Origin of the sequence: Microbacterium sp. NPDC091662 (assembly GCF_044756705.1) — a bacterium.
GTDB lineage: Bacteria > Actinomycetota > Actinomycetes > Actinomycetales > Microbacteriaceae > Microbacterium.
The window spans coordinates 428591-449554 of record NZ_JBIVTM010000002.1; the positions used below are offsets into that span (position 1 = coordinate 428591).

General features: G+C 68.8%; 25 protein-coding genes and 1 tRNA gene. 21 read left to right on the plus strand and 5 right to left on the minus strand.

Annotation, left to right across the window (positions count from 1 at the left end; all coding sequences use genetic code 11):
* Window positions 1–92 precede the first annotated feature (92 nt).
* The 5 genes from ACIQLD_RS15305 to ACIQLD_RS15325 all read left to right on the plus strand — a co-directional run bounded on the left by ACIQLD_RS15305 (window position 93) and on the right by ACIQLD_RS15325 (window position 4400).
* Window positions 93–1715, plus strand: coding sequence for a sodium-dependent transporter (locus ACIQLD_RS15305; RefSeq protein WP_402609271.1), 1623 nt, complete (start codon window positions 93–95; stop codon window positions 1713–1715).
* The gene (locus tag ACIQLD_RS15310; protein WP_017828034.1) at window positions 1712–1846 is read left to right on the plus strand and encodes a methionine/alanine import family NSS transporter small subunit; all 135 of its coding nucleotides are present in this window, start codon (window positions 1712–1714) and stop codon (window positions 1844–1846) included. The genes ACIQLD_RS15305 and ACIQLD_RS15310 overlap by 4 nt, the downstream gene beginning before the upstream one ends.
* An 85-nt stretch (window positions 1847–1931) precedes the next feature.
* Window positions 1932–2798 carry a GyrI-like domain-containing protein gene (locus ACIQLD_RS15315; RefSeq protein WP_402609274.1) on the plus strand — a complete coding sequence of 289 codons (867 nt, stop codon included), beginning with the start codon at window positions 1932–1934 and terminating at the stop codon, window positions 2796–2798.
* A 103-nt stretch (window positions 2799–2901) separates the two neighbouring features.
* Window positions 2902–3537, plus strand: a complete 636-nt coding sequence (locus tag ACIQLD_RS15320) for a GyrI-like domain-containing protein (protein ID WP_402609276.1) — start codon at window positions 2902–2904, stop codon at window positions 3535–3537.
* Between the two features lie 62 nt (window positions 3538–3599).
* Complete coding sequence (locus tag ACIQLD_RS15325) at window positions 3600–4400, plus strand: DUF1206 domain-containing protein (RefSeq protein WP_402609278.1); 801 nt, start codon at window positions 3600–3602, stop codon at window positions 4398–4400.
* 34 nt (window positions 4401–4434) lie between these two features.
* Here ACIQLD_RS15325 and ACIQLD_RS15330 read toward each other — a convergent pair whose 3' ends face one another.
* Both ACIQLD_RS15330 and ACIQLD_RS15335 read right to left on the minus strand, forming a co-directional pair.
* Window positions 4435–5082, minus strand: a complete 648-nt coding sequence (locus tag ACIQLD_RS15330) for a LysE family translocator (protein ID WP_402609280.1) — start codon at window positions 5080–5082, stop codon at window positions 4435–4437.
* A gap of 77 nt (window positions 5083–5159) precedes the next feature.
* Complete coding sequence (locus tag ACIQLD_RS15335) at window positions 5160–5552, minus strand: nuclear transport factor 2 family protein (protein WP_402609282.1); 393 nt, start codon at window positions 5550–5552, stop codon at window positions 5160–5162.
* A gap of 90 nt (window positions 5553–5642) precedes the next feature.
* On the opposite strand from ACIQLD_RS15335, the gene ACIQLD_RS15340 reads away from it, so the two are divergent.
* The 7 genes from ACIQLD_RS15340 (at window position 5643) to ACIQLD_RS15370 (ending at window position 10509) form a co-directional block, all read left to right on the plus strand.
* Window positions 5643–6023 carry a winged helix-turn-helix transcriptional regulator gene (locus tag ACIQLD_RS15340; RefSeq protein WP_402609284.1) on the plus strand — a complete coding sequence of 127 codons (381 nt, stop codon included), beginning with the start codon at window positions 5643–5645 and terminating at the stop codon, window positions 6021–6023.
* Between the two features lie 42 nt (window positions 6024–6065).
* Window positions 6066–7373: an aminotransferase class V-fold PLP-dependent enzyme gene (locus tag ACIQLD_RS15345; protein ID WP_402609286.1), complete on the plus strand. Its 1308-nt coding sequence runs from the start codon at window positions 6066–6068 to the stop codon at window positions 7371–7373.
* Window positions 7370–7804, plus strand: a complete 435-nt coding sequence (sufU, locus tag ACIQLD_RS15350; RefSeq protein ID WP_387182230.1) for a Fe-S cluster assembly sulfur transfer protein SufU — start codon at window positions 7370–7372, stop codon at window positions 7802–7804. The genes ACIQLD_RS15345 and sufU overlap by 4 nt, the downstream gene beginning before the upstream one ends.
* A gap of 69 nt (window positions 7805–7873) precedes the next feature.
* Window positions 7874–8515: an NADPH-dependent F420 reductase gene (locus ACIQLD_RS15355; protein ID WP_402609288.1), complete on the plus strand. Its 642-nt coding sequence runs from the start codon at window positions 7874–7876 to the stop codon at window positions 8513–8515.
* Window positions 8516–8627: 112 nt separating this feature from the next.
* On the plus strand, window positions 8628–9293 hold the full coding sequence (locus ACIQLD_RS15360) for a GntR family transcriptional regulator (RefSeq protein ID WP_402609290.1): 666 nt from the start codon (window positions 8628–8630) through the stop codon (window positions 9291–9293).
* Window positions 9294–9403: 110 nt separating this feature from the next.
* The gene (locus ACIQLD_RS15365) at window positions 9404–9649 is read left to right on the plus strand and encodes a hypothetical protein (protein ID WP_402609292.1); all 246 of its coding nucleotides are present in this window, start codon (window positions 9404–9406) and stop codon (window positions 9647–9649) included.
* Window positions 9649–10509: a hypothetical protein gene (locus ACIQLD_RS15370; RefSeq protein WP_402610286.1), complete on the plus strand. Its 861-nt coding sequence runs from the start codon at window positions 9649–9651 to the stop codon at window positions 10507–10509. Before ACIQLD_RS15365 ends, ACIQLD_RS15370 begins: the two co-directional genes overlap by 1 nt.
* A 25-nt stretch (window positions 10510–10534) precedes the next feature.
* On the opposite strand, the gene ACIQLD_RS15375 is transcribed toward ACIQLD_RS15370, so the two are convergent.
* Window positions 10535–11374: an SDR family NAD(P)-dependent oxidoreductase gene (locus ACIQLD_RS15375; protein WP_402609294.1), complete on the minus strand. Its 840-nt coding sequence runs from the start codon at window positions 11372–11374 to the stop codon at window positions 10535–10537.
* Between the two features lie 130 nt (window positions 11375–11504).
* On the opposite strand from ACIQLD_RS15375, the gene ACIQLD_RS15380 reads away from it, so the two are divergent.
* Window positions 11505–12089 carry an asparagine synthase gene (locus ACIQLD_RS15380; RefSeq protein ID WP_402609296.1) on the plus strand — a complete coding sequence of 195 codons (585 nt, stop codon included), beginning with the start codon at window positions 11505–11507 and terminating at the stop codon, window positions 12087–12089.
* Between the two features lie 64 nt (window positions 12090–12153).
* Window positions 12154–12226, plus strand: a tRNA-Arg gene (locus tag ACIQLD_RS15385).
* Window positions 12227–12328: 102 nt separating this feature from the next.
* Here ACIQLD_RS15385 and ACIQLD_RS15390 read toward each other — a convergent pair.
* On the minus strand, window positions 12329–13258 hold the full coding sequence (locus tag ACIQLD_RS15390; protein WP_402609298.1) for a LysR family transcriptional regulator: 930 nt from the start codon (window positions 13256–13258) through the stop codon (window positions 12329–12331).
* A 77-nt stretch (window positions 13259–13335) separates the two neighbouring features.
* On the opposite strand from ACIQLD_RS15390, the gene ACIQLD_RS15395 reads away from it, so the two are divergent.
* A complete protein-coding gene (locus tag ACIQLD_RS15395; RefSeq protein ID WP_402609300.1) occupies window positions 13336–15066 on the plus strand; it encodes an L-aspartate oxidase in 1731 nt (576 codons plus the stop codon).
* 103 nt (window positions 15067–15169) lie between these two features.
* Window positions 15170–15964, plus strand: a complete 795-nt coding sequence (locus ACIQLD_RS15400) for an APH(3'') family aminoglycoside O-phosphotransferase (protein ID WP_402609302.1) — start codon at window positions 15170–15172, stop codon at window positions 15962–15964.
* Between the two features lie 15 nt (window positions 15965–15979).
* On the opposite strand, the gene ACIQLD_RS15405 is transcribed toward ACIQLD_RS15400, so the two are convergent.
* A complete protein-coding gene (locus tag ACIQLD_RS15405; RefSeq protein ID WP_402609304.1) occupies window positions 15980–16276 on the minus strand; it encodes a hypothetical protein in 297 nt (98 codons plus the stop codon).
* Window positions 16277–16404: 128 nt separating this feature from the next.
* On the opposite strand from ACIQLD_RS15405, the gene ACIQLD_RS15410 reads away from it, so the two are divergent.
* From ACIQLD_RS15410 to ACIQLD_RS15430, 5 genes are all read left to right on the plus strand, one after another.
* Window positions 16405–17901, plus strand: coding sequence for an L-serine ammonia-lyase, iron-sulfur-dependent, subunit alpha (locus ACIQLD_RS15410; protein ID WP_402609306.1), 1497 nt, complete (start codon window positions 16405–16407; stop codon window positions 17899–17901).
* A gap of 70 nt (window positions 17902–17971) precedes the next feature.
* Complete coding sequence (locus tag ACIQLD_RS15415; protein WP_402609308.1) at window positions 17972–18724, plus strand: AAA family ATPase; 753 nt, start codon at window positions 17972–17974, stop codon at window positions 18722–18724.
* A 42-nt stretch (window positions 18725–18766) separates the two neighbouring features.
* A complete protein-coding gene (locus tag ACIQLD_RS15420; protein ID WP_402609310.1) occupies window positions 18767–19363 on the plus strand; it encodes a TetR family transcriptional regulator in 597 nt (198 codons plus the stop codon).
* Window positions 19364–19431: 68 nt separating this feature from the next.
* On the plus strand, window positions 19432–20217 hold the full coding sequence (locus tag ACIQLD_RS15425) for an ABC transporter ATP-binding protein (protein WP_402609312.1): 786 nt from the start codon (window positions 19432–19434) through the stop codon (window positions 20215–20217).
* A complete protein-coding gene (locus ACIQLD_RS15430) occupies window positions 20214–20948 on the plus strand; it encodes an ABC transporter permease (RefSeq protein WP_402609315.1) in 735 nt (244 codons plus the stop codon). The genes ACIQLD_RS15425 and ACIQLD_RS15430 overlap by 4 nt, the downstream gene beginning before the upstream one ends.
* Window positions 20949–20964 lie beyond the last annotated feature (16 nt).

A 20964-nucleotide genomic window follows, 5' to 3' on the forward strand; every position in this document is an offset into this window, starting at 1 on the left:
CCCCGCTCAGGCGGGGGTTTTCTCGTGCGGGCGGTGCGTGTCGCGCCGTCGTCGGATGTGAACCGACCCGGCCGTCGGGTAGTCTCGCCCGCATGGCCACCGCAGCGACGCAGACCCACAAACGCGAAGCCTTCGGCTCGCGCAATGTGTTCATCCTCTCGGCGATCGGCTCCGCGGTCGGCCTCGGGAACATCTGGCGGTTCCCCTACGTCGCCTACGAGGGCGGCGGCGGGGCGTTCCTGATCCCGTACCTGTGTGCTCTGCTCACGGCCGGCATCCCGCTGCTGTTCTTCGACTACGCGATCGGTCACCGGTTCCGTGGGTCGGCGCCGCTGGCGTTCCGTCGCATGCACCGTGCGGCCGAGCCTCTCGGCTGGTGGCAGGTGCTCATCTGCGTCGTGATCGCGGTCTATTACGCGGTGATCATCGCGTGGGCGGCCATGTACACGTGGTTCTCGGCCCAGCTCACCTGGGGCGCGGGCAACGAGAACGACTTCTTCTTCATCGACTTCCTGCGATCGGCGGACGTCGCCGAGGTCGGTGTATCGACGCAGTTCGTGCCGCAGGTCGGCATTCCGCTCGTGGTGGTCTGGCTGATCGTGATCGTCATCATGGCGCTGGGCGTCAAGCGAGGCATCGGCCGGGCGAACATGATCCTGATGCCGCTGCTCACGGTGATGTTCGCGATCCTCGTGGTGCAGTCGTTGTTCCTCCCGGGAGCCATGGACGGCCTCAACGCCTTCTTCACCCCGAACTGGGAGGCGCTGGCCGATCCCGGCGTCTGGGCATCCGCCTACGGACACATCTTCTTCTCGCTCTCGGTCGCCTTCGGCATCATGGTGACCTATTCGTCCTACCTGAAGCGGAAGACCGACCTCACCGGCTCCGGTCTCGTGGTGGCCTTCGCCAACTCGGGCTTCGAGATCCTCGCCGGCATCGGCGTCTTCGCGGCCCTCGGATTCATGGCGCAGGCGCAGGGAACGGAGGTCGCCGGCGTCGCGTCCTCGGGAATCGGCCTCGCCTTCATCGCGTTCCCGACGATCGTCTCGCAGGCGACGGGAGGTTCGATCATCGGTGTGCTGTTCTTCGGAGCCCTGGTGTTCGCCGGTGTCACCTCCCTCATCTCGATCCTCGAGGTGATCGTGGCCGCACTGCAGGACAAGCTGGGATGGGCGCGCGTGCGCACGACCCTCACGGTCGCGATCCCGTTGGCGATCATCTCGATGGCGCTCTTCTCGACGACCACGGCCTTGTCGGTGCTCGACACGGCCGATGCCTTCGTCAACTCCTTCGGCATCATGGCGGTCGCGCTGGTGGCGGTGATCGTCGTGGCCTGGCTGCTGCACAAGCTGCCGGTGCTGGTCGAGCACCTCGATCGCCGTTCGAGCTTCCGGGTGGGCACCATCTGGAAGGTGCTGGTCGGAGTTCTCGCGCCGGTCGTTCTCGGATACCTCTTCGTCAGTGAGCTCATCGCGAAGACCTCCGAGCCGTACAGCGGCTACCCCGCCTGGTTCCTCGCCATCTTCGGCTGGGGGATGGTCGTCGCTCTGGTCGTGCTGGCGCTGATCCTGTCGGCGTTGCCCTGGAGCAGGCGCTCGCATGCGAAGGACGACCCCGAGTACGACGAGTTCCTCTCGGAAGAAGAGTACGAACCGGATGCGGAGACCTCGGCGATCCCGCTGATCGACACGACAACGAAGGGAGCCGGCGCATGACCACGGCAGCGATCGTCATGATGATCATCGCGATGGTCACGGTCTGGGGCGGCCTCGTCGCCGGGATCGTGAACCTCGCGCGCCATCCCGAGGAGTCGGAGACCGAGCCCGCGCCACCCGTCGAGCTCTGACCGATCGCATCCGATCGCATCCGACCGCAGAAGTCGGGTCGCGATGGGTGCGCGACGGTGACGATGGTGAGGAAAGGAGGACCTCATGATCGGCACACTGAACGCCCTTGTCGACGTGGTCGACGCGGGAGACCCTGGCCAGGAGATCGACGTGGCCTCGTTCTCGCATGAGCACGGCACCACCGAGTATCACCTGCGCCGGATGTTCTCGGCGCTCGCGGGCATGCCGTTCTCGGAGTACGTGCGTCGTCGTCGGATGACCCTCGCCGGGGCGGAGCTCGCTGCGGGCGCCACGAGTCTGCTCGACGTGGCCGTGCGCCACGGCTACGGGTCGGTCGAGGCATTCGGACGAGCGTTCCGGGCGGTGCACGGCATCAGCCCCGCCGCTGCGCGCCGTGACGGGGGTCCTCTCCGCACTCAACCCACGCTCCGGTTCCGCCTGAGCGTCGAAGGGAGAATCCCCATGGACGTCACCATCACCCCCTTGCCCGCGCTCGTCCTCGCCGGCCATGCCGCCGAGGTGCCGTTGATCCACACGGGCGTCAACCGGCACATCCAGGCGCACATCGCGGCGATACCGCCCGAGGAGCATGTGCGACTCAAGGCTCTCGGCGACGCCGAGCCGTCGGGGATCCTGGCCGTCACGGCCGATATCGAACCGGACGCACCGGAGGGCACGCTCCTCACCTATCTGCATGGCGTCGCCATGCAGAGCACCACTCCCGTTCCGGAAGACCTCGGCTCCTTCCGTCTCGAAGCCGGCTCGTGGGCGGTCTTCGCCGCCCGCGGCCCGTTCCCCGAGACGCTGCAGGATCTGTGGGCCGCCACAGCGACCGAGTGGTTCCCGTCGAACCCCTGGAGGCTGCGTCCCGGCCCCTCGATCGTGCGCTATCTCGAGTTCACGGGTGACTTCGCGTCCTGCGAGCTCTGGCTTCCGGTCGAGCACGGCTGAGGCAGAGCCGAGGGCGGGCGCGCATCCGCACCACCCGCCCTCGCCTCGCCGCCCGTGTCCGAGGCCCGTGCGACACTGGGCGCACGATCAAGGAGGGCACGTCATGGCGGCGATCGATCCCAAGAAGACGCTCGACGCGTATCGCGCGAAGCGGGGCGAGTTCCGCATCGTGGAGGTGCCGCCCCTGCAGTATCTGATGATCGACGGCGCGGGGGATCCGAACACCTCTCCCGCCTACCGAGATGCCGTGTCGGCCCTGTTCCCCGTGGCCTATGCGCTGAAGTTCGCGAGTCGGAACGCGCTCGGCGTCGACACCGTGGTGATGCCGCTCGAAGGGCTCTGGCATGCACCGGACATGGAATCGTTCACCTCGCGCCGCGACAAGTCGGCGTGGAGGTGGACGATGATGATCATGGTCGGCGACCACATCACGACACCGATGTTCGCAGCGGCGGTGGAGGCCGTCGCGCAGAAAGCGGCGAAGAAGAAGGAGCCGATTCCGGCCCTGGATGCCGTGCGGTTCGAGACGCTCGATGAAGGCGCCTGCGTGCAGACCCTGCATGTGGGCCCGTTCGACGACGAAGGTCCGGTTCTCGACGATCTGCACCACCGTTTCATCCCCGAGAACGGGCTGCAGATGCGAGGGCTCCATCACGAGATCTACCTGAGTGACCTGCGCCGCACCGAACCGGCGAAGCTGCGCACCATCCTTCGGCAGCCGGTGGCCACCTCGGCCTGACCGGTGATTGCAGGGAAATCAAGCCCCTCCGCGGCTTCCGGTGTGACGGATACGCTTCAACGATGAGCACGGTCAAGCACGCGGCGCGCGCCGCCAAGGGATCGTCGGCATTCCGTCGAATCGCCCGCGTCGGGTTCATCGTCCTGGGGCTGATCCACGTCATCATCGGGTCGATCGCGATCTCGATCGCCGCCGGTGCCTCGGGCGACGCCGACCAGGACGGCGCGATGGAGCAGATCCGCCAGAATCCGGTCGGAGGGCTGCTGCTCGCCCTCGTCGCCGTCGGCCTGATCGCGCTGGCCGTGTGGCAGATCGCGAGTGCGTTCCTCGCCGCCGACCCGGCCGAGACGAAGAAGTGGGGTCAGCGCGTCAAGCTCTTCGGCATCGCCCTCGCCTACCTCGTGGTCGCGGGTATGGCGATCATCTACGCCGTGGGCGGCGACGCCGACTCGGAGACGGCCTCCAAGACCTTGAGCGCTGTCCTCCTCTCCGCTCCGGGAGGCGTCGCGCTGCTCGTCGTGGTCGGGCTCTCCGTGGTCGGCGTCGGCGTGGGATTCGTCGTGGGCGGCTTCACCCGCGGCTTCGAGAAGCTGCTCGATCTGCCGTCGGGAGTCGCGCGCGGAGGCATCGTGACGCTGGGCGTCATCGGCTACTTCGGCAAGGGCATAGCGGTGGCCGTGACCGGGGTGCTGTTCGTCGTCGCCGCAGTCACCCAGGATCCCGACAAGGGCGCGGGGCTCGATGCCGCTCTGCACAGCCTGCTCGACCTGCCCCTCGGGGGGCTCGTGCTGGGAGCCGTAGGCGCGGGCTTCGCCATCTACGGTGTGTTCTGCATCGCTCGGGCCCGCTTCGCACGCATGTGATCCACGAGCGTGTGGGCGCACGATGTCGCTGCGCTCACGGCGTCGCGGGTTTCACGCTCCACACCAGCAGGAACGCTCCGAGAGCGATCATCAGTCCGCCGCCGGTCGCTCCCATCGCCTCGATGCGTCGAGGGGAGCGACCGAACCAGTCGCGGGCTGCGCTCGCGAGGAACACCCACACCGCGTCGCAGGTCACACCGATCGTCACGACGATCGCCCCGAGCAGGAAGAGCTGCGCGGGGACGGATCCGGCATGCAGATCGACGAACTGCGGCAGGATCGCGAGGAAGAAGGCGATGGACTTCGGGTTGGTCACCCCGACGATGAACCCTTCGGTGAAGAGCCGCCACCCCGAGCGCCGCGCCGGCGCCGCGATCATGGCTCGTGCCGCGTCTTTGCGGTGACGGATGGCCTGGACCCCGAGGAAGATGAGGTAGCCGGCGCCGAGCACCTTGACGATCGTGAACAGCACGATCGACTGCGCGATCACGGTGCCGACGCCGAGTGCGACAGCCACGACGAGGCCGATCGACCCGACCGCCGTGCCGAGGACGCTGAGGAACCCGCCCCAGCGGCCCAGCGCCATCGCGCGTCCGATCGTGAACAGCACGGTCGGCCCGGGGATCACGACCATGACGAACGCGGCGATGACGAAGGCGAGCAACGTGTCCGGGGCGATCATGGGATGAGCCTAGAGGCGCGGGGACCGGGCGGTCGAGATCCCGACCGCCCGATACCGCCCGATCAGGTCGCCCTCGATCAGACGGTGCCCCAGAAGAGGTCCTCCGCCTCCTGGTCCTCGCTCATCAGCCAGACCTCGACGATGCGGTCGTCGGCGACGCGGAAGACATCGACGCCATGCTGGTCGAGGTCGTCGTGCCCCTCGCGCTGGGCACGGAAGCGCACGGTCGCCGAGACGAGGGCGCCGCTCTCGGTCGCCGATTCCGTCTCGAGGGCGAAGGTTCCGCCGCTCAGCTGCATGAACCGGCCGAGGTGGGCGATGATCGCGTCGGGTCCGACGTGGTCTCCCGACACCTGGTTCGCTCCCGGCTGGTGCCAGACGGCATCCGCGTGGAAGGTCGCGGCCAGGGCTTCCATGTCTCCGGCGGCCATGGCCGCACCGTACTGTCCTACGACGTCGATTGCCGACATGATGCTCCTTCTCGTTCGGTCGGTAGGGTGGAGCCTCCAGCGTCTCGATCGGGGCGCGGTTACTTCAACGTCACCGAGAAGGAGCGGCGGATGTCACGCACGTGGACGGTGTTCACCGCCAGCTGCCCGTCGCGTGCGTCTCTCGCCCGCATCGCGAACAAGTGGACCGCGATGATCGTCGTCCTCCTGCACGAGCAACCGCTGCGCTTCGGCGAGCTGCACACCCGGATGGACGGGATCACCAAGAAAGTGCTCGTCGACACCCTCCGCGCCCTCGAACGCGATGGGATGATCGAGCGCGCGGTCGACGACGACGGTCATGCCCGGTACCGACTCACCCCACTCGGGCGCACCCTGCATGAGCCGCTCCAGGCGCTGCAGGTCTGGGCGGAGTCGCACGTCGAAGACGTGCTCGACGCGCAGGACCGCTACGACGAGGCCGCCGACGCGAAGCTGCTCGACGGGCACTGACACCTGCGCCCACCCCGCGCTCGCAGGTGGGAAACTGGAACGATGAGCGTTTCTCCCGGTGTCGACCTGATCGCCCCCTTGAACGAGGCCGAGGTGCGGCGCATCCGCGGGGATTTCCCGATCCTGGGCGCGCGCGTGCACGGGCATCCGCTCGTATACCTCGACTCGGGGGCGACGTCGCAGCGTCCGACGGCGGTGCTCGACGCCGAGCGCGACTTCGCGACCTCCATGAACTCCGCCGTGCACCGTGGCGCGCACACCCTCGCCGCCGAGGCGACCGAGTTGTTCGAAGACGCCCGTGCCGCCCTCGCCCGATTCGTGGGGGCCGGCGACGACGAGATCGTCTGGACCTCGAACGCGACCGAGGCGATCAACCTCGTCGCGTACTCGCTGTCGAACGCGTCTCTCGGGCGTGGAGGAGCAGCCGCCGAGAGCCTGCGGCTCCGCGAGGGCGATGAGATCGTGACCACCGAGATGGAGCACCACGCGAATCTGATCCCGTGGCAGGAGCTCGCAGCGCGCACCGGCGCGACGCTGAAGGTCATCCCCCTCGACGACGACGGAGCGCTGCGGCTCGATGTCGCGGCAGAACTGATCACCGCCCGTACGAAGCTCGTCGCGTTCACCCATGTGTCCAACGTGCTCGGTGTCGTCAACCCCGTCGATCAGCTCGTCTCGCTCGCTCGCGAGGTCGGCGCGCTGACGCTGCTCGACGCCTGTCAGTCGGCGCCGCACCTGCCGCTCGACGTGCGTGCCCTCGGGGTCGATTTCGCCGTGCTGTCCGGTCACAAGATGCTCGGACCGACCGGCATCGGCGCTCTCTACGGGCGGCGCGATGTGTTGGCGGCGATGCCTCCGTTCCTGACGGGCGGCTCGATGATCACCACGGTGACGACGACCGAGGCCGAGTACCTGCCGCCGCCCCAGCGCTTCGAGGCCGGAACACAACGCGTCTCGCAGGCTATCGCGCTCGCCGCGGCCGTGGGCTACCTGACCGAGGTGGGGATGCCCCGCATCGCCGCGCACGAGGCCGCGTTCGGTCGCCGTCTCGTCGACGGGCTGAGCGCGATCGAGGGCGTGCGCGTGCTCGGTGCCGGTATCGACCTGCCGCGCGTCGGTCTGGCGAGTTTCGATGTGGAAGGCATCCACTCCCATGACGTGGGCCAGTTCCTCGACGACCTCGGCATCGCCGTGCGAGTGGGGCATCACTGCGCGCAGCCGCTGCACCGCCGTCTCGGGGTGACCTCGTCGACCAGGGCGAGCACCTATCTGTACACGACCGATGCCGAGGTGGATGCCGTGATCGACGGTGTCGCCGGGGCGATCGACTTCTTCCGGAGGAGCGCATGAGCGACCTGCAGAACCTGTACCAGGAGCTGATCCTCGATCACTCACGCACGCCGCACGGCTACGGACTCCGTGACGAGATCCCGGCGCAGTCCCACCAACTGAATCCGACCTGCGGTGATGAGATCACCCTGCAGGTGCACCGCGATGCCGACGGCAGCGTCGAGGCGATCGCCTGGGAGGGGCACGGCTGCGCGATCTCACAGGCATCGGCTTCGTTGCTGGCCGAACTCGCGGAAGGACTCAGTGTCGAAGACCTCGAGGTGCGCATCGCGGCCTTCCGGGAGGCGATGCGGTCACGCGGAAAGATCGAACCCGATGAGGAGCTGCTCGGCGATGCCGCAGCCCTCGGCGGGGTGTCGAAGTACGTCGCCCGCGTCAAATGCGCCATGCTCGCCTGGGTCGCCGCGGAGGACGCGCTCACCCGCAGCTGACTCGGGCACAGGCATCGACACACGTGGTCATCGAGGGAATAGCCGCGCGCGTGAGACGTTGGGCCGAACATGACAACTCTCGGAATCATCGGTGCAGGACACATCGGCAGCCAGGTCGCCCGTGTGGCGATCGCGAACGGCTATGACGTGGTGATCGCCAACTCGCGTGGACCGGAGACGCTCGCCGATCTGGTCGCCGAACTCGGGCCCGGTGCCCGCGCGGCCACTGCGCAGGACGCGGCCGCCGCCGCCGACGTGGCCGTGGTCACGGTACCGCTCCGCGCGATCGACGAGCTCCCGGCCGAGCAGCTCTCCGGCAAGATCGTCCTCGACACCAACAACTACTACTTCGAGCGGGACGGACACATCGAAGCCCTCGACAAGGGGGAGACCACGACGTCCGAGTTGGTTCAGCGCGCGCTTCCCGGCGCGAAGATCGCGAAGGCCTTCAACCACATCTTCGCCTCGGAGATCACCTCCGACGGCACACCTGCCGGCACCTCCGGCCGCCGCGCGCTGGCCACGGCCGGGGATGACGCGGAGGCCGTGGCCTTCGTGACGCGCTTCTACGACGAGGCCGGCTTCGACACGGTCAACGTGGGTCCGCTCAGCGAGTCCTGGAGGGTCGAGCGTGACCGCCCGGCCTATGTGGTGCGACAGACTGCCGAAGAACTGACGGCGAACCTCGCGAACGCGAACCGCCTGCCCTGAGCGCTGATGCGGGCGAGAGAGGCCCCTTCGCCCGCATCCCGGACCGCCGGTGCATCGACGCCTTGGGATACCAAAAGTTGAGGAACGTCGGCGAGAGTGCGAGAATGCCCAGATGGCGGGGGCTATAGCGGCAAGCGGCGAACTCGAGTCGGTGAGGGTCACGCGCATCCTTCGCGATGACATCATCCTCGGTCGGCGAAAGCCAGGCGCGCGTCTGGTCGAGCGCGACATCGCGGCAGAGCTCAACGTGTCGCGGCTTCCGGTTCGCGAAGCCATCCGCACTCTCGTGGCGGAGGGGATCGTCGTCGCCCGTCCCCGCACCTGGGCTGTCGTGCGGGAGTTCACCCACCGCGATATCCAGGACTTCGCCGAGGTGCGCGAGGCCATCGAGACGCTGATCTTCGTCTTCGCCGCCGAGCGCCACGACGAGGCCGGCATCGCCCGCATCCGTGCGGCCTACGAGCGTGAGGTCACGGCCGCCAGGGCGGGGGACTCGGAGACGGCCAGGGTCGCCGCAGCGGAGTTCCACGAGATCGCCGTCGAGCTCGCGGCGAACGAGATGCTGGGTGAGCTCATCGCGGTCTTCCTCACGCGTCTGCGCTGGTTGTTCGGTCAGCACGACGATCTGCTGGCCATGGCGGATGAGCACCGCATCATCCTCGAAGCGATGGTCGGTCGCGACACCGAGGCGCTGCGCCGGATCGTGCCGGCGCATCTGGCGAGCGGCCAGTCCGCGGCCGAGCGCCGCCTCGCCGAGAGCACCGATCTGACGGTGTAGGCCTCTTCGTACGCCGGCTCCGGCATCCGGGGGACTGCAGAGACGGCTCCGGTTGTATATTGGGGCGATCGGAGTCGGTCCGGAACTGTTGCGCTGTCCTGGGGAGCGAGATGCGGAGTCTTGCTGTCGCGGTCGGATGCCTCTTGTTGCTCGGCGGGATCACGCTCGTCGCGATCGCCGATCAGCAGCGTCAGGAGTCGATCGCCGCGGTCAAAGCGGAGATTGTCCGCGTCGAGCGCGCGCTGGACGAGTCGCGCGGCGAGAATCTGGAACTCGCGGAGAAGCTCACCGCCCTGCGTTCGAAGCTCGCTGAGCAGGACGCGGAGATCGCCGACACGACGGGGTTCCTGCAGTGATGCGCCGCGTGCTGGCCGTCACGCTCGCGGCGTCGGTACTGCTCATCGCGGGGATGATCGGCAGAGCCGACGCCCTCGAGCAGGAGAGAACGACCGCTGTCGCACAACTCGTCGCGCTGAACGGGCAGTATCGCGATGCCGGCCAGCGCACCGACTACCTCGACGGTGCGCTCGACCATGCCGAGCAGGAGACCGCCGACCGCGCCGCCGTGCTCGCGCTGAGGCCGGCCTTCCTCACCGAGGTCCACGCGCTGACCGCCGCACTCGAGGGAGCGCAGGGTCGGGTGGACACGGCCGCGCACCGCGCTGCTGCTCTTTCCGCGCAGCAGACCGTCGTCGCCGAGAAGGAGAACCCCGACACGGTGACCGCGGCCACGGCGACCCTGCACGCGCTCACGGAGAAGGTCGGTACAGAGGTCGCGTCGTGGCAGGCGGCACAGACCTCGGGTCCCGGCGGGCCGGCATGGGCGTCGAGCGGGCCGGACGGGTACGCGCGGGTGCGGGCGGCCCTCGATCTCGTCGGCGGTGGGGGCGTCGGGCTCTACGAGTCCTCGTCGTGCGCAGGAGGAAACGCCCCGGCATGTGCCAACAGCAACGGTTACATCAAGTACCGCGCCGACATCGCGAACTGGAGCGCCGACCGGTTGAACTGGGCCATGGCGCACGAACTCGCCCACATCTACCAGTTCCGGGTGTGGGGCGCCCTCACGTCATCCGGGGCGTACGGCACGCTCTTCGGCGGTGACCCGGAGTTCCTGGCGAACTGCATGGCCGTGGTGCGGGGCTATCCCGGATCGGTCGGCTGCAACGGCGACCAACAGGCCTGGGCCTCCGCCATCTGGGTGGGCTCCGTGCGCTGAGCGAGGAGCGGTCGCCCTCTCCCGCTCAGGCCACCGGCGTGGTCGTGTCGATCGCCGCGCGCAGCGGACGACGCATCACTCGCCAGTAGGAGGCGGGAGCGATGCGGGTGAGCGCGTCGATCAGGCGGGCCTCGCGCCCGACCATGGTGCGCGCAGCCCGTCGTTCGGTCGCCCGCACGATCCGGGCTGCGGCATCCGTGGGCTCGGTGTGGTACATCGCGGCCTGCGCGGCGGCGGCCCGGGCCGCCACCTCCGGGTCGATCGCCGCGGCGTAGCGACCGTGCAGGATGATCCCGGTGCGCACACCCGCCGGGTAGACGGCGCCCACGCTGACCGAGGTGCCCTCGAGCTCGTGCCGCAGTGCTTCGGAGAAGGCACGTACGGCGAACTTGCTCACTGCATACGGGATGCGGCCGGCGGGGGCGGCGAGTGCGTAGACGCTCGCCAGGTGCGTGATGTGCGCGGCCGGCGCGGCGCGGAGCGCGGGGAGAAGGGCTTTGGTGACCGAGACCGTTCCCCAGAGGTTCACGTCGGTGAGCCAGCGCATCTCCTCCATGGTGAGCTGGTCGATGTCGCCGAGCATCGATGAGCCGGCGCAGGTGATGAGCGCATTGATCCGCGGGTGGGTGTCGGTGATCGCGGCGGCGGCGGCGAACACGGCCTCGTCGTCGCGGAGGTCGACCACGTGCGTCGTCACGCGGACGCCCTGCAACTCCGCCGCGATCGTCGCCAGCGCAGCGGAGTCGTGATCGATGAGTGCGAGGTGGGTTCCGCGGGCGGCCAGCCGGCGTGCGATGTCGGCACCCATCCCGTTCGCCGCTCCGGTGATCACGGTGGTGCTGCCGGTGAGTTCGAGGTGCTTCATTGCTCTCCTGCGCGGCGCGATCCGGGTGCGAACCCGCGGATGTCGGATGGGTGGGGCAAGCTGATTCCGAACCATTCTGGCCGACACCGGGCCGCAGTGATACCGGTACGCTCAAGGAGAGGAGGTACCGGTGGGACGGACAGCGGATGCCATCGCCGAAGGCGTTGCGATCGCGACCGCTGCCGCGCGCCTCGCCGTGAAGAACCACATCCTCATCGGCACCATCGCCGAAGACGGGGTCTTCGACATGGACAAGTACATCGACGATGCGCGTGAGGCGCTTCGCGCCATGGCCGAGGAGTCGGAAGAGGCGGCTGCCACCGTCACCGCGCTGCGCAAGCGGGCGAGAGGCCGGCACTCCGATCCGGTGGGAACGCACGACTACCGCGACCGCGATGTGCGCAACCTGCGTCGACGGGCCAAGCAGTCCACCGGCGTGGCGGTGCGCCTGCGCGAGATCATGCAGGACCGTGAGCGGCTCGCCGAGATCGTCGAGGAGGCGCGAGACGCGGCCTGGGCGGATGTGCGTCACAACCTCGACCGTCGGCTGCGCGTCGAGGGCATGCGTCCAGACCAGGATCCCGACTACAACCGCATGCGCGAAGCGCGGATGCAGGCCCTGCGTCTTGTCGATCTGCAGGCGCTCTCGTCGGAGCAGAGGGCCAAGGCGAAGCGGCGGAAGAAGCAGCAGAAGTCCGCGTCAGCCGACGGGTGAGGCCTCGTTTCGCTTTCGCGTCGGGACTGTTGTAGGCTGTTCTACGGCCCGCTGAGCGGGCTGAGCGCCCGTAGCTCAATGGATAGAGCATCTGACTACGGATCAGAAGGTTAGGGGTTCGAGTCCCTTCGGGCGCACACTGTGTTGAGACAGTGACGAAACGGCTTCCACTTCGGTGGGGGCCGTTTCTGCGTTCCACACGGGAGTGCACGACGGCTGAGTGGTTCGCCCTCAATGCTTCAGAGCAGGCTCGTGATCGCCGGGTCGCGTTCGGCGACATCCGCCGCCGTCGAGACGATCACGCTGCGCATCGCGGCTACGGCGACGGCCGGAGTGACGTCGGAGCGGTGCGCCAGGCTGATCGTGCGCGACATCGCCGGATGCGCGAGTCGCGCCGATCGCAGCAGCGGGCGGTCGAAGAGCACCATGGCGGGCACCACTGCGACGCCGACGCCGCGTTCCACGAAGCGGAGCACCGCATCCATCTCGGCACCCTCGAGCGCGAGCGTCGGGGTGAGGTCGGCGCTCCGGAACGCGGCGTCCATCGCCGCGCGCAGTTCGTAACTCTCGTCGAAGGCGATCAGGGGAAGGGTCGCGAGGTGCGCGAGGCTGATCGAGGGGCCGTGGGTGACGGGCGGAGCGGCCGCCGACGACACGACGACCAGTTCCTCCGACAGCAGCGGCATGTGCGTGAGGCTCACTCCGGCAGGGGTGGGGCCGTCCGATTGCGTGACCAGGGCGATGTCGACGGCACCGACGGCGAGCTCCTCGACGAGTCGGCGGGAGCCGCTCTCCGTGAGATGCAGATCGACGTGCGGATGTGCGGCGTGGAACGCGCTGATCGCCTCGGCGACCAGGCTGATGCAGAGCGTGGGAGGGGCTCCCAGACGTACGCGTCCTCGACGGAGGCCGGCCAGCTCGCCCATCTCGTCGCGGATGGCGTCAGCCTCGGCGAGCATGCGCTGCGCACGGGGGAGCAGTGTCTCGCCGGCGGCTGTCAGCGCGATGTGGCCGCGCGCGCGGTGGAACAGCTCGGCACCGAGTTCGCGCTCGAGCGTCGAGATCTGCCGACTCAGCGACGGCTGTGCCAGATGCAGGTGCTCGGAGGCGCGGGTGAAGTGTCCGAGACGTGCGACCTCGACGAACCCGCGGAGCTGCTCGAGGTTCATGTCCATAGCCTACCCGCATCGTTTCAACTCGAACTATGCATTGGAGTTATTAGGATCACCTAACTACCGTGGACCGCATGGCTACGCGCGAACGTCAGATATCCACCACCGTCCTCGTCATCGGCACCGGCGGGTCCGGGCTGCGGGCGGCGATCGAGATCGCCGAACATGGGGTCGACGTGCTCGCCGTCGGCAAACGCCCGCGGCAGGATGCGCACACCTCGCTTGCCGCCGGCGGCATCAACGCGGCGCTCGGCACGATGGACGCGGACGACAGCTGGCAGCAGCACGCGGCCGACACCATCAAGGAGAGCTACCTGCTCGCCAACCCGCACACCGTCGAGATCGTGACGCAGGGGGCCGAGCGCGGCATCCGCGACCTCGAACGCTGGGGCATGGACTTCGCCCGCGAAGACGACGGCCGCATCTCGCAGCGCTTCTTCGGTGCCCACACCTTCCGTCGCACGGCGTTCGCCGGCGACTACACGGGCCTCGAGATCCAGCGCACCCTCGTGCGCAAGGCCGAGCAGCTCGAGGTGCCGATCCTCGACCACGTCTACATCACGCGCCTGCTCGTGCGTGACAACGTCGTCTTCGGCGCCTACGGCTTCGATCAGGCCGACGGCACCCGCTACCTCATCCACGCGGATGCCGTGATCCTCGCCGCCGGCGGACACAACCGCATCTGGCGGCGCACCTCGTCGCGCCGTGACGAGAACACCGGCGACTCCTTCCGTCTCGCGGTCGACGCCGGCGCCCGTCTGCGCGACCCCGAGCTCGTGCAGTTCCATCCGTCGGGCATCATCGAGCCGGAGAGCGCAGCGGGAACCCTGATCTCCGAGGCCGCACGCGGTGAAGGCGGAATCCTCCGCAACGCCCTCGGCGAGCGATTCATGGCGAAGTACGACCCCGAGCGCATGGAGCTGTCGACCCGTGACCGCGTCGCGCTCGCCGCGTACACCGAGATCCAGGAAGGGCGCGGCACCGAGAACGGCGGCGTCTGGCTCGACGTCTCGCACCTGCCGCGCGAGACGATCATGACCCGTCTGCCCCGCGTCTACCAGACGATGATGGAGCTGCAGATGCTCGACATCACGACCGATCCGATCGAGATCGCGCCCACCGCGCACTACTCGATGGGTGGCGTCTGGGTGCGTCCGGAGGATCACCAGACCGACGTCGACGGCCTCTATGCGATCGGCGAGGCATCCAGCGGGCTGCACGGCGCGAACCGTCTCGGTGGCAACTCGCTGATCGAGCTGCTCGTCTACGGACGCATCGTGGGTCAGGCGGCCATGGAGCATGCGGCCGGGCTCGACGCGCAGCGCCGGTCGGCGACCGCGGTTGCTGAAGCGCGAGCCGAGATCGACGATCTGCTTGCCGCTGAAGGGCGCGAGAACGTCCGCGCCCTGCAGCGTGCGATTCGCAACCTCATGACCGAGTACGCCGGTGTGGTGCGCTCGGAGGAGGGGCTGCTCGCCGGTCTCGCCGACCTCGACATGATCGAGGGGCGTATGGAGGACATCGGCATCCACCCCGATATCGCCGGTTTCCAGGACCTCGCGCATGCGTTCGACCTCAAGGCGTCGGCGCTCGCCGCCCGTGCCACCCTCGAGGCTGCGCTGGAGCGGAGGGAGACCCGCGGATGCCACAACCGCAGCGACTTCCCCGACACCGACCCCACGTTGCAGGTGAATCTCGTGTGGTCACCGAAGGACGGCGTGACCCGCGAGGCGATCCCGGAGATCTCGCCCGAGATCGTCGAGCTCATGCGCGAGGTCGACACCGCGGGCAAGCTCGTCGAGTAGGACCTTCTCTGGCTCTTTCCGGTCGCACTTGCTGCCGCCCGATCATCGATCAGGCGGCAGGTAGTGCGACCGGAGGGCGGATGAGGTGCGGGAGGATGAGGAGATGCACACTCCTGCAGAGCTGCTCCCCGATGGCGCGGACTGGGTGACCGTGGAGAGTGGCGAGTCAGGTGCGACGGTGCTTCGCGATGAGGCCGGCGAGCGATACGTCAAGGTGGTCCCTTCGGCGCAGGCAGACGAACTGGCGGCCGAGCGAGACCGGATCACCTGGCTCTCCGGCGCCGGCATCCCCGGTCCGTCGGTGATCGAGTGGCGTCTCACCGCGCACGGCGCAGCCCTCGTGACCTCCGCGGTGCAGGGCACCCCCGCCGACCAGCTCGATGCGGGGGATCTTCGCGCGGCGTGGCCGGCGATCGCCGACATCCTGAGGCGGCTCCATGCCGTCCCGGTGTCCGACTGCCCCTACGACCGGGCTCTGGACGAGATGATGACGGCTGCCAGAGCGACGGTCGCCGACGGTCGGGTGCAGACCGAGTTCCTGCCCGTCGCGCTGCAGGATGTGCCGGCGGCGCGGATCCTCGCCGGCCTCGAGAGCGAGCTGCCGCACCGGGTCGTCCAGGAGCAGGCGGAGGCGGTGGTCTGTCACGGCGATTTCTGCTTGCCGAACATCCTGATCGCGCCCGAGGGTTCGCGCGTCGCCGGACTGATCGACGTCGGACGGCTCGGACGCGCTGACCCCTACGCCGACATCGCCCTGCTCCTGGCGAACGCCCGCGAGACGTGGCCGGATGAGAGCGCCGCCCGCCGCGCGGACGAGGAGTTCGCCGCGCGGTACGGCATCGCCCTCGAACCTGACCGTCAGGACTTCTACCTGCGGCTCGACCCGCTGACCTGGTAGCGCGGATCCGGGGTCTCAGTGCGTCGGCGGTTCCTCGCCTTCGATGACTCCGATGCCGACGGCTTCGTGATCGGGCTCGGGCTCTTCGCGTTTGGGCGCCTTGGGCTCCTCGCCGGGCGCCTTTTCGGTGCTCGGCTCTTGGAGCTCATCGGTGCGGGGCACCTCGCTCGGGTCGGCGTCTTCGGGGGAGTCGGCCTCGGCCGGTGTCGTGACCTCGCCTTCGCTCGTGTCGGAGGTCGGGGTGGGAGTCGGAGTCTGTGCCTCGGCGGAGAGCTCTTCGGTGGGCTCCGGCTCGGGAGTGCTGTCGGTCATGGAGGGACCCCTTTCGGTGATGTCGTCCGCTCAGGATGCCTCGGCGGCGGAAGCGTCTGTAGGGGGTTGACGAGACGACGAGTTAACCTCGGTGAACCGAAGTCGCCGATCCGGCGTAGCCTGGAGGGGTGACTGCGTACGTCTCGGCCTTCGACCTCTTCTCCATCGGAGTGGGCCCTTCGAGCTCCCATACGGTCGGACCGATGCGCGCGGCCCTCGACTTCGCGCGACGACTCACCGCGACGGGCGTCCTGCCGCAGGTGGCCCGCATCGGAAGCACACTGTACGGCTCGCTCGGGGCGACGGGAATCGGGCACGGGACGCCGGATGCCGTCGTCGCCGGACTCCGCGGACTCGCGCCGGAGACGTGCGACCCCGCTGACGTCCGCGCCGCCTGGACCGACCTTCCGGCTCAGGCCGTGATCCGCATCGACGGCACGCACGACGTGCCCTTCGCGAAGGACGACATCGTCTTCGCGCCGCGCACCCGGCTTCCCGGCCACCCGAACGCCATGACCATCACCGCCTGGGATTCCGCGGGGCAGGTGGTCGCCGAGGAGACCTACTACTCCGTGGGGGGCGGGTTCATCCGACGCGACGGCGAAGAGGCGAAGCTCACGACCGCAGGATTCCCGTACTCGTATGTGGATGCCGCGTCGCTGCTCGCCCTCTGCGACGAGAACGGACTGTCGATCGCCGAGGTCGCCCGACTCAACGAGACCTCGCTGCGCAGCGAGGAGGAGGTCGCCGCCGGGCTCGACGCGATCTGGGACGCGATGTCGGGGTGCGTCGACGCGGGTCTCCACGCCGACGGCACGCTTCCCGGCATCCTCAAGGTCAAGCGGCGGGCCGGAGTGATCCGCGGCCAGCTCGAAGAGGTCGAGGCCGATGGACATCGCGAGCTTCCGGGTGAGTGGCTCGGCGCCTTCGCGCTCGCGGTCAACGAGGAGAACGCCGCGGGTGGCCGAGTGGTCACGGCGCCGACGAACGGTGCCGCCGGAATCCTCCCCGCCGTCGCGATGTACTGGTGGCGGTTCCTCGCCGACTCGGGACTCGGGGCGGGCAACGCGGTCACGCCCTACGGTGAGCTGGTCGGCAGCGCACTCCTCGGGTTCGAGTCGGATGTGCGGGCTGTGAGCGACGGGAGCGACCTCGACGAGGAGCAGACCGCCGAGGCGAACCGTCGCCGTGGCATCCGTCGTTTCCTGCTGACGGCGACGGCCCTCGGGTCGTTGTTCAAGGCCAACGCGTCGATCTCCGGGGCGGAGGGCGGATGCCAGGCCGAGGTCGGCTCCGCCTGCGCAATGGCAGCCGGGGGCCTGACCGCGGTGATGGGCGGCACGAACCGCCAGATCGAGAACGCCGCCGAGATCGCGATGGAGCACCACCTCGGTCTCACCTGCGACCCGATCGGCGGCCTCGTGCAGATCCCGTGCATCGAGCGCAACGCGATCGCCGCGTCGACGGCCGTGACCGCCGCCCGCCTCGCCCTGCGCGGCGACGGCAGCCATTACGTCTCCCTGGATGCGGTCGTCGAGACGATGCGGCAGACGGGTGCCGACATGTCGACGAAGTACAAGGAGACCAGTGAGGGCGGTCTCGCGGTCAACGTCATCGAGTGCTGATCGTCGTCGGCCGCGCTGGTGTCCGCGGATGCCGGTAGCCTCCACGAGACGACACGGGCGGAGGGCCACGATGGATGAGTTCTGGGAGCCGACCTCCCGCCGTCGACGCCAGCAGCCCGTCGTGGCGGTACGTCCCAGCGACGACGCCCCGAGGCCCGGTACCGGGTGGCCGACGAGCATCCCCGCCGTCGCCCAGGTGCTGCGGGAGGGGATCGACCTCGACCCCGGCATCACGTTCCTGGTCGGCGAGAACGGCAGCGGCAAGTCGACCCTGGTCGAGGGGATCGCGATCGCCTACGGACTCTCTCCCGAGGGTGGTTCCCGACAGGCCAGGCACACCACGCGCGCGACCGAGTCGCCCCTGTCGGAGTGGCTGCGGCTGCAGCGGGGCGTGGGGGCGAATCGGTGGGGCTTCTTCCTGCGCGCCGAGACGATGCACTCGTTCTACACCTATCTGGAGGAGAACCCCTCGGCAAGCGGCGACGTCCCGTTCCACGAGATGAGTCACGGCGAATCGTTCCTCGCCCTGCTGGAGAGCCGTTTCGACGAGCCGGGCTTCTACTGCCTCGACGAGCCGGAGGCGGCGCTGTCCTTCAACTCGACCCTCGCCCTCATCGCGGTGCTCCGCCGCATCGCCGACGAGGGCGGTCAGGTGCTGTGCGCGACGCATTCGCCGGTGCTCGCGGCCCTCCCGGGTGCGAAGATCCTCGAAGTCGGGGAGTGGGGTGTCCGTCCGGCGGCGTGGGAAGACCTCGAGATCGTGAAGCACTGGCGCTCGTTCCTCGAGCATCCGACCCGCTATCTGCGTCACCTGCTCGACTGACGGGCACGCCGTGCCGTCGACGCGCGTCGTAGGCTGACGGGCATGACCGAGCAGAAGCCTCCGCGGCGGCGCGGCCGTCCGCGGGGCGTCTCCGATACGCGAGCGCGCATCATCGCGGCCGCGGTCGACGACTTCGGTGAGAAAGGCTATGACGGGGCGACGATCCGCTCGATCGCCGCTCGCGCCGGGGTGGACTCAGCGCTCGTGCATCACTACTTCGGCACCAAGGCCGACCTCTTCGCGGAAGCCGTGGGCATTCCGCTGCGACCGGACGTCGATGTGCCGCGGATCCTCGCTGGTCCGCGTGACGAGATCGGCGAACGCCTGATCCGCTACGTCCTCGAGGCATTCGAGCAGCCCGAGGTGCGCCGGCGTGGCGTCATGCTGCTGCGCACCGCGATCGGGAGTCGCCTCACGACCCCGTTGCTGGCGGGCTTCCTGTCGCGCGAACTGCTCTCCCGGGTGTCTCAGCGCCTCGATGCCGATGACGCGGACCTGCGCGCCTCGCTCGTCGCCTCGCAGATCGCAGGGGTGCTGATCGCACGCTACGTGCTGCGGCTCCCGGCGCTCGCCGCGGCATCGGTCGATGAGCTCGTCGTACGTGTCGGTCCGACCGTGCAGCGCTACCTCTTCGACTGACCCCGACCGTCGGCATCCGGGGCGCGATGCCGTTGACGCGGACGATTCGCGGGCGCATAATTCATCACATGATGAATAACTCCGCCGTCGAGATCGCACAACTGCGCGTGCGTCGCGGTGCGGTGCACGTGTTCGAGGGGATCGACCTCGCGATCCCGCGCGGCCAGATCACGGGACTGCTGGGCCCTTCGGGATGCGGCAAGACCACGCTCATGCGCTCGATCGTCGGCGTGCAGAAGATCGCCTCGGGCGACGTGACGGTGCTGGGCGAGCCGGGGGGATCGCGACGGCTGCGGCACCGGGTGGCGTACGGCACACAGGGGGCGTCGGTGTACGGCGACCTCAGCGTCCGTCAGAACCTCTCCTACTTCGCCTCGCTCCTCCAGGCGCCGAAGGGCGATGTCGATCGGGTCATCGACGAGGTAGGGCTCGGGCCGCAGGCGGGGCAGCTCGTCGACTCGCTGAGCGGCGGGCAGGCGACGCGGGTGTCGCTCGCGGTGGCGCTCATCGGTGCCCCTGAACTCGTCGTGCTCGACGAGCCGACCGTGGGACTCGATCCCGTGCTGCGGGCCGAGCTGTGGACTCTTTTCCGGGGTCTCGCGGATCGAGGGGTCACGCTCATCGTGTCGAGTCATGTGATGGATGAGGCCGTGCGCTGCGACCGCTTGCTGCTGATGCGGGAGGGGCGGATCATCGCCGACACGACGCCGGCGTCGCTCCTCGCCGACACCGGTACGACCGACGCCGAGGCCGCGTTCCTGGCGCTGATCGAGCGCGACCGCGCGGCCGGTCTCGGCGACACCAGGAGATCGCGCCGAGAAGCACGCGACCAGCACGAGGGGGCCGGAGAATGAACGGCCGCCGAACCTTCGCCACCGCCGGACGCGTGCTCGCCCAACTGCGGCACGACCCGCGGTCGATCGCACTGATGCTCATCGCGCCGAGCCTGCTCGTGGGCCTCTTCGCCTGGCTGTTCAGCGATCAGGACGGCGTCTTCGATCAGTTCGGCGGCGCGATCCTGGCGCTGTTCCCGTTCATCGTGATGTTCCTCATCACCTCGATCACGACGCTGCGGGAGCGCCGTTCCGGCACTCTCGAACGCCTGATGACGACACCGCTCGAGAAGGCCGACTTCATCCTCGGGTACGCGCTCGCATTCGGGCTGATGGCTCTGCTCCAGGCGGTCATCACGGTGTCGTTCGCGGTCGGGGTGTGCGGACTCGACGTCGACGGGCCGCTCTGGCAACTCGGCCTGGTCGCGGTGGTCGACGCGCTGCTCGGTACCGCGCTCGGTCTGCTCGCGAGCGCGTTCGCCCAGACCGAGTTCCAAGCGGTGCAGTTCATGCCGCTGCTGGTGTTCCCGCAGATCATCCTCGGCGGACTCTTCATGCCTCGCGATCAGATGCCCGACGTGCTGTACGCCATCTCCGACTGGCTTCCGCTGAGCTACGCGATCGACACGATCAACGCGGTCGCCGCGGGGGACGAGGGGTGGGAGGTGTTCGGTCCGCTGCTGATCGTCGTGGCCTTCGCGGTCGGCGCTCTCGTGCTCGCCTCCCTGACGCTACGGCGGCGCACCCGCTGACCCGCGACCAGGTCGG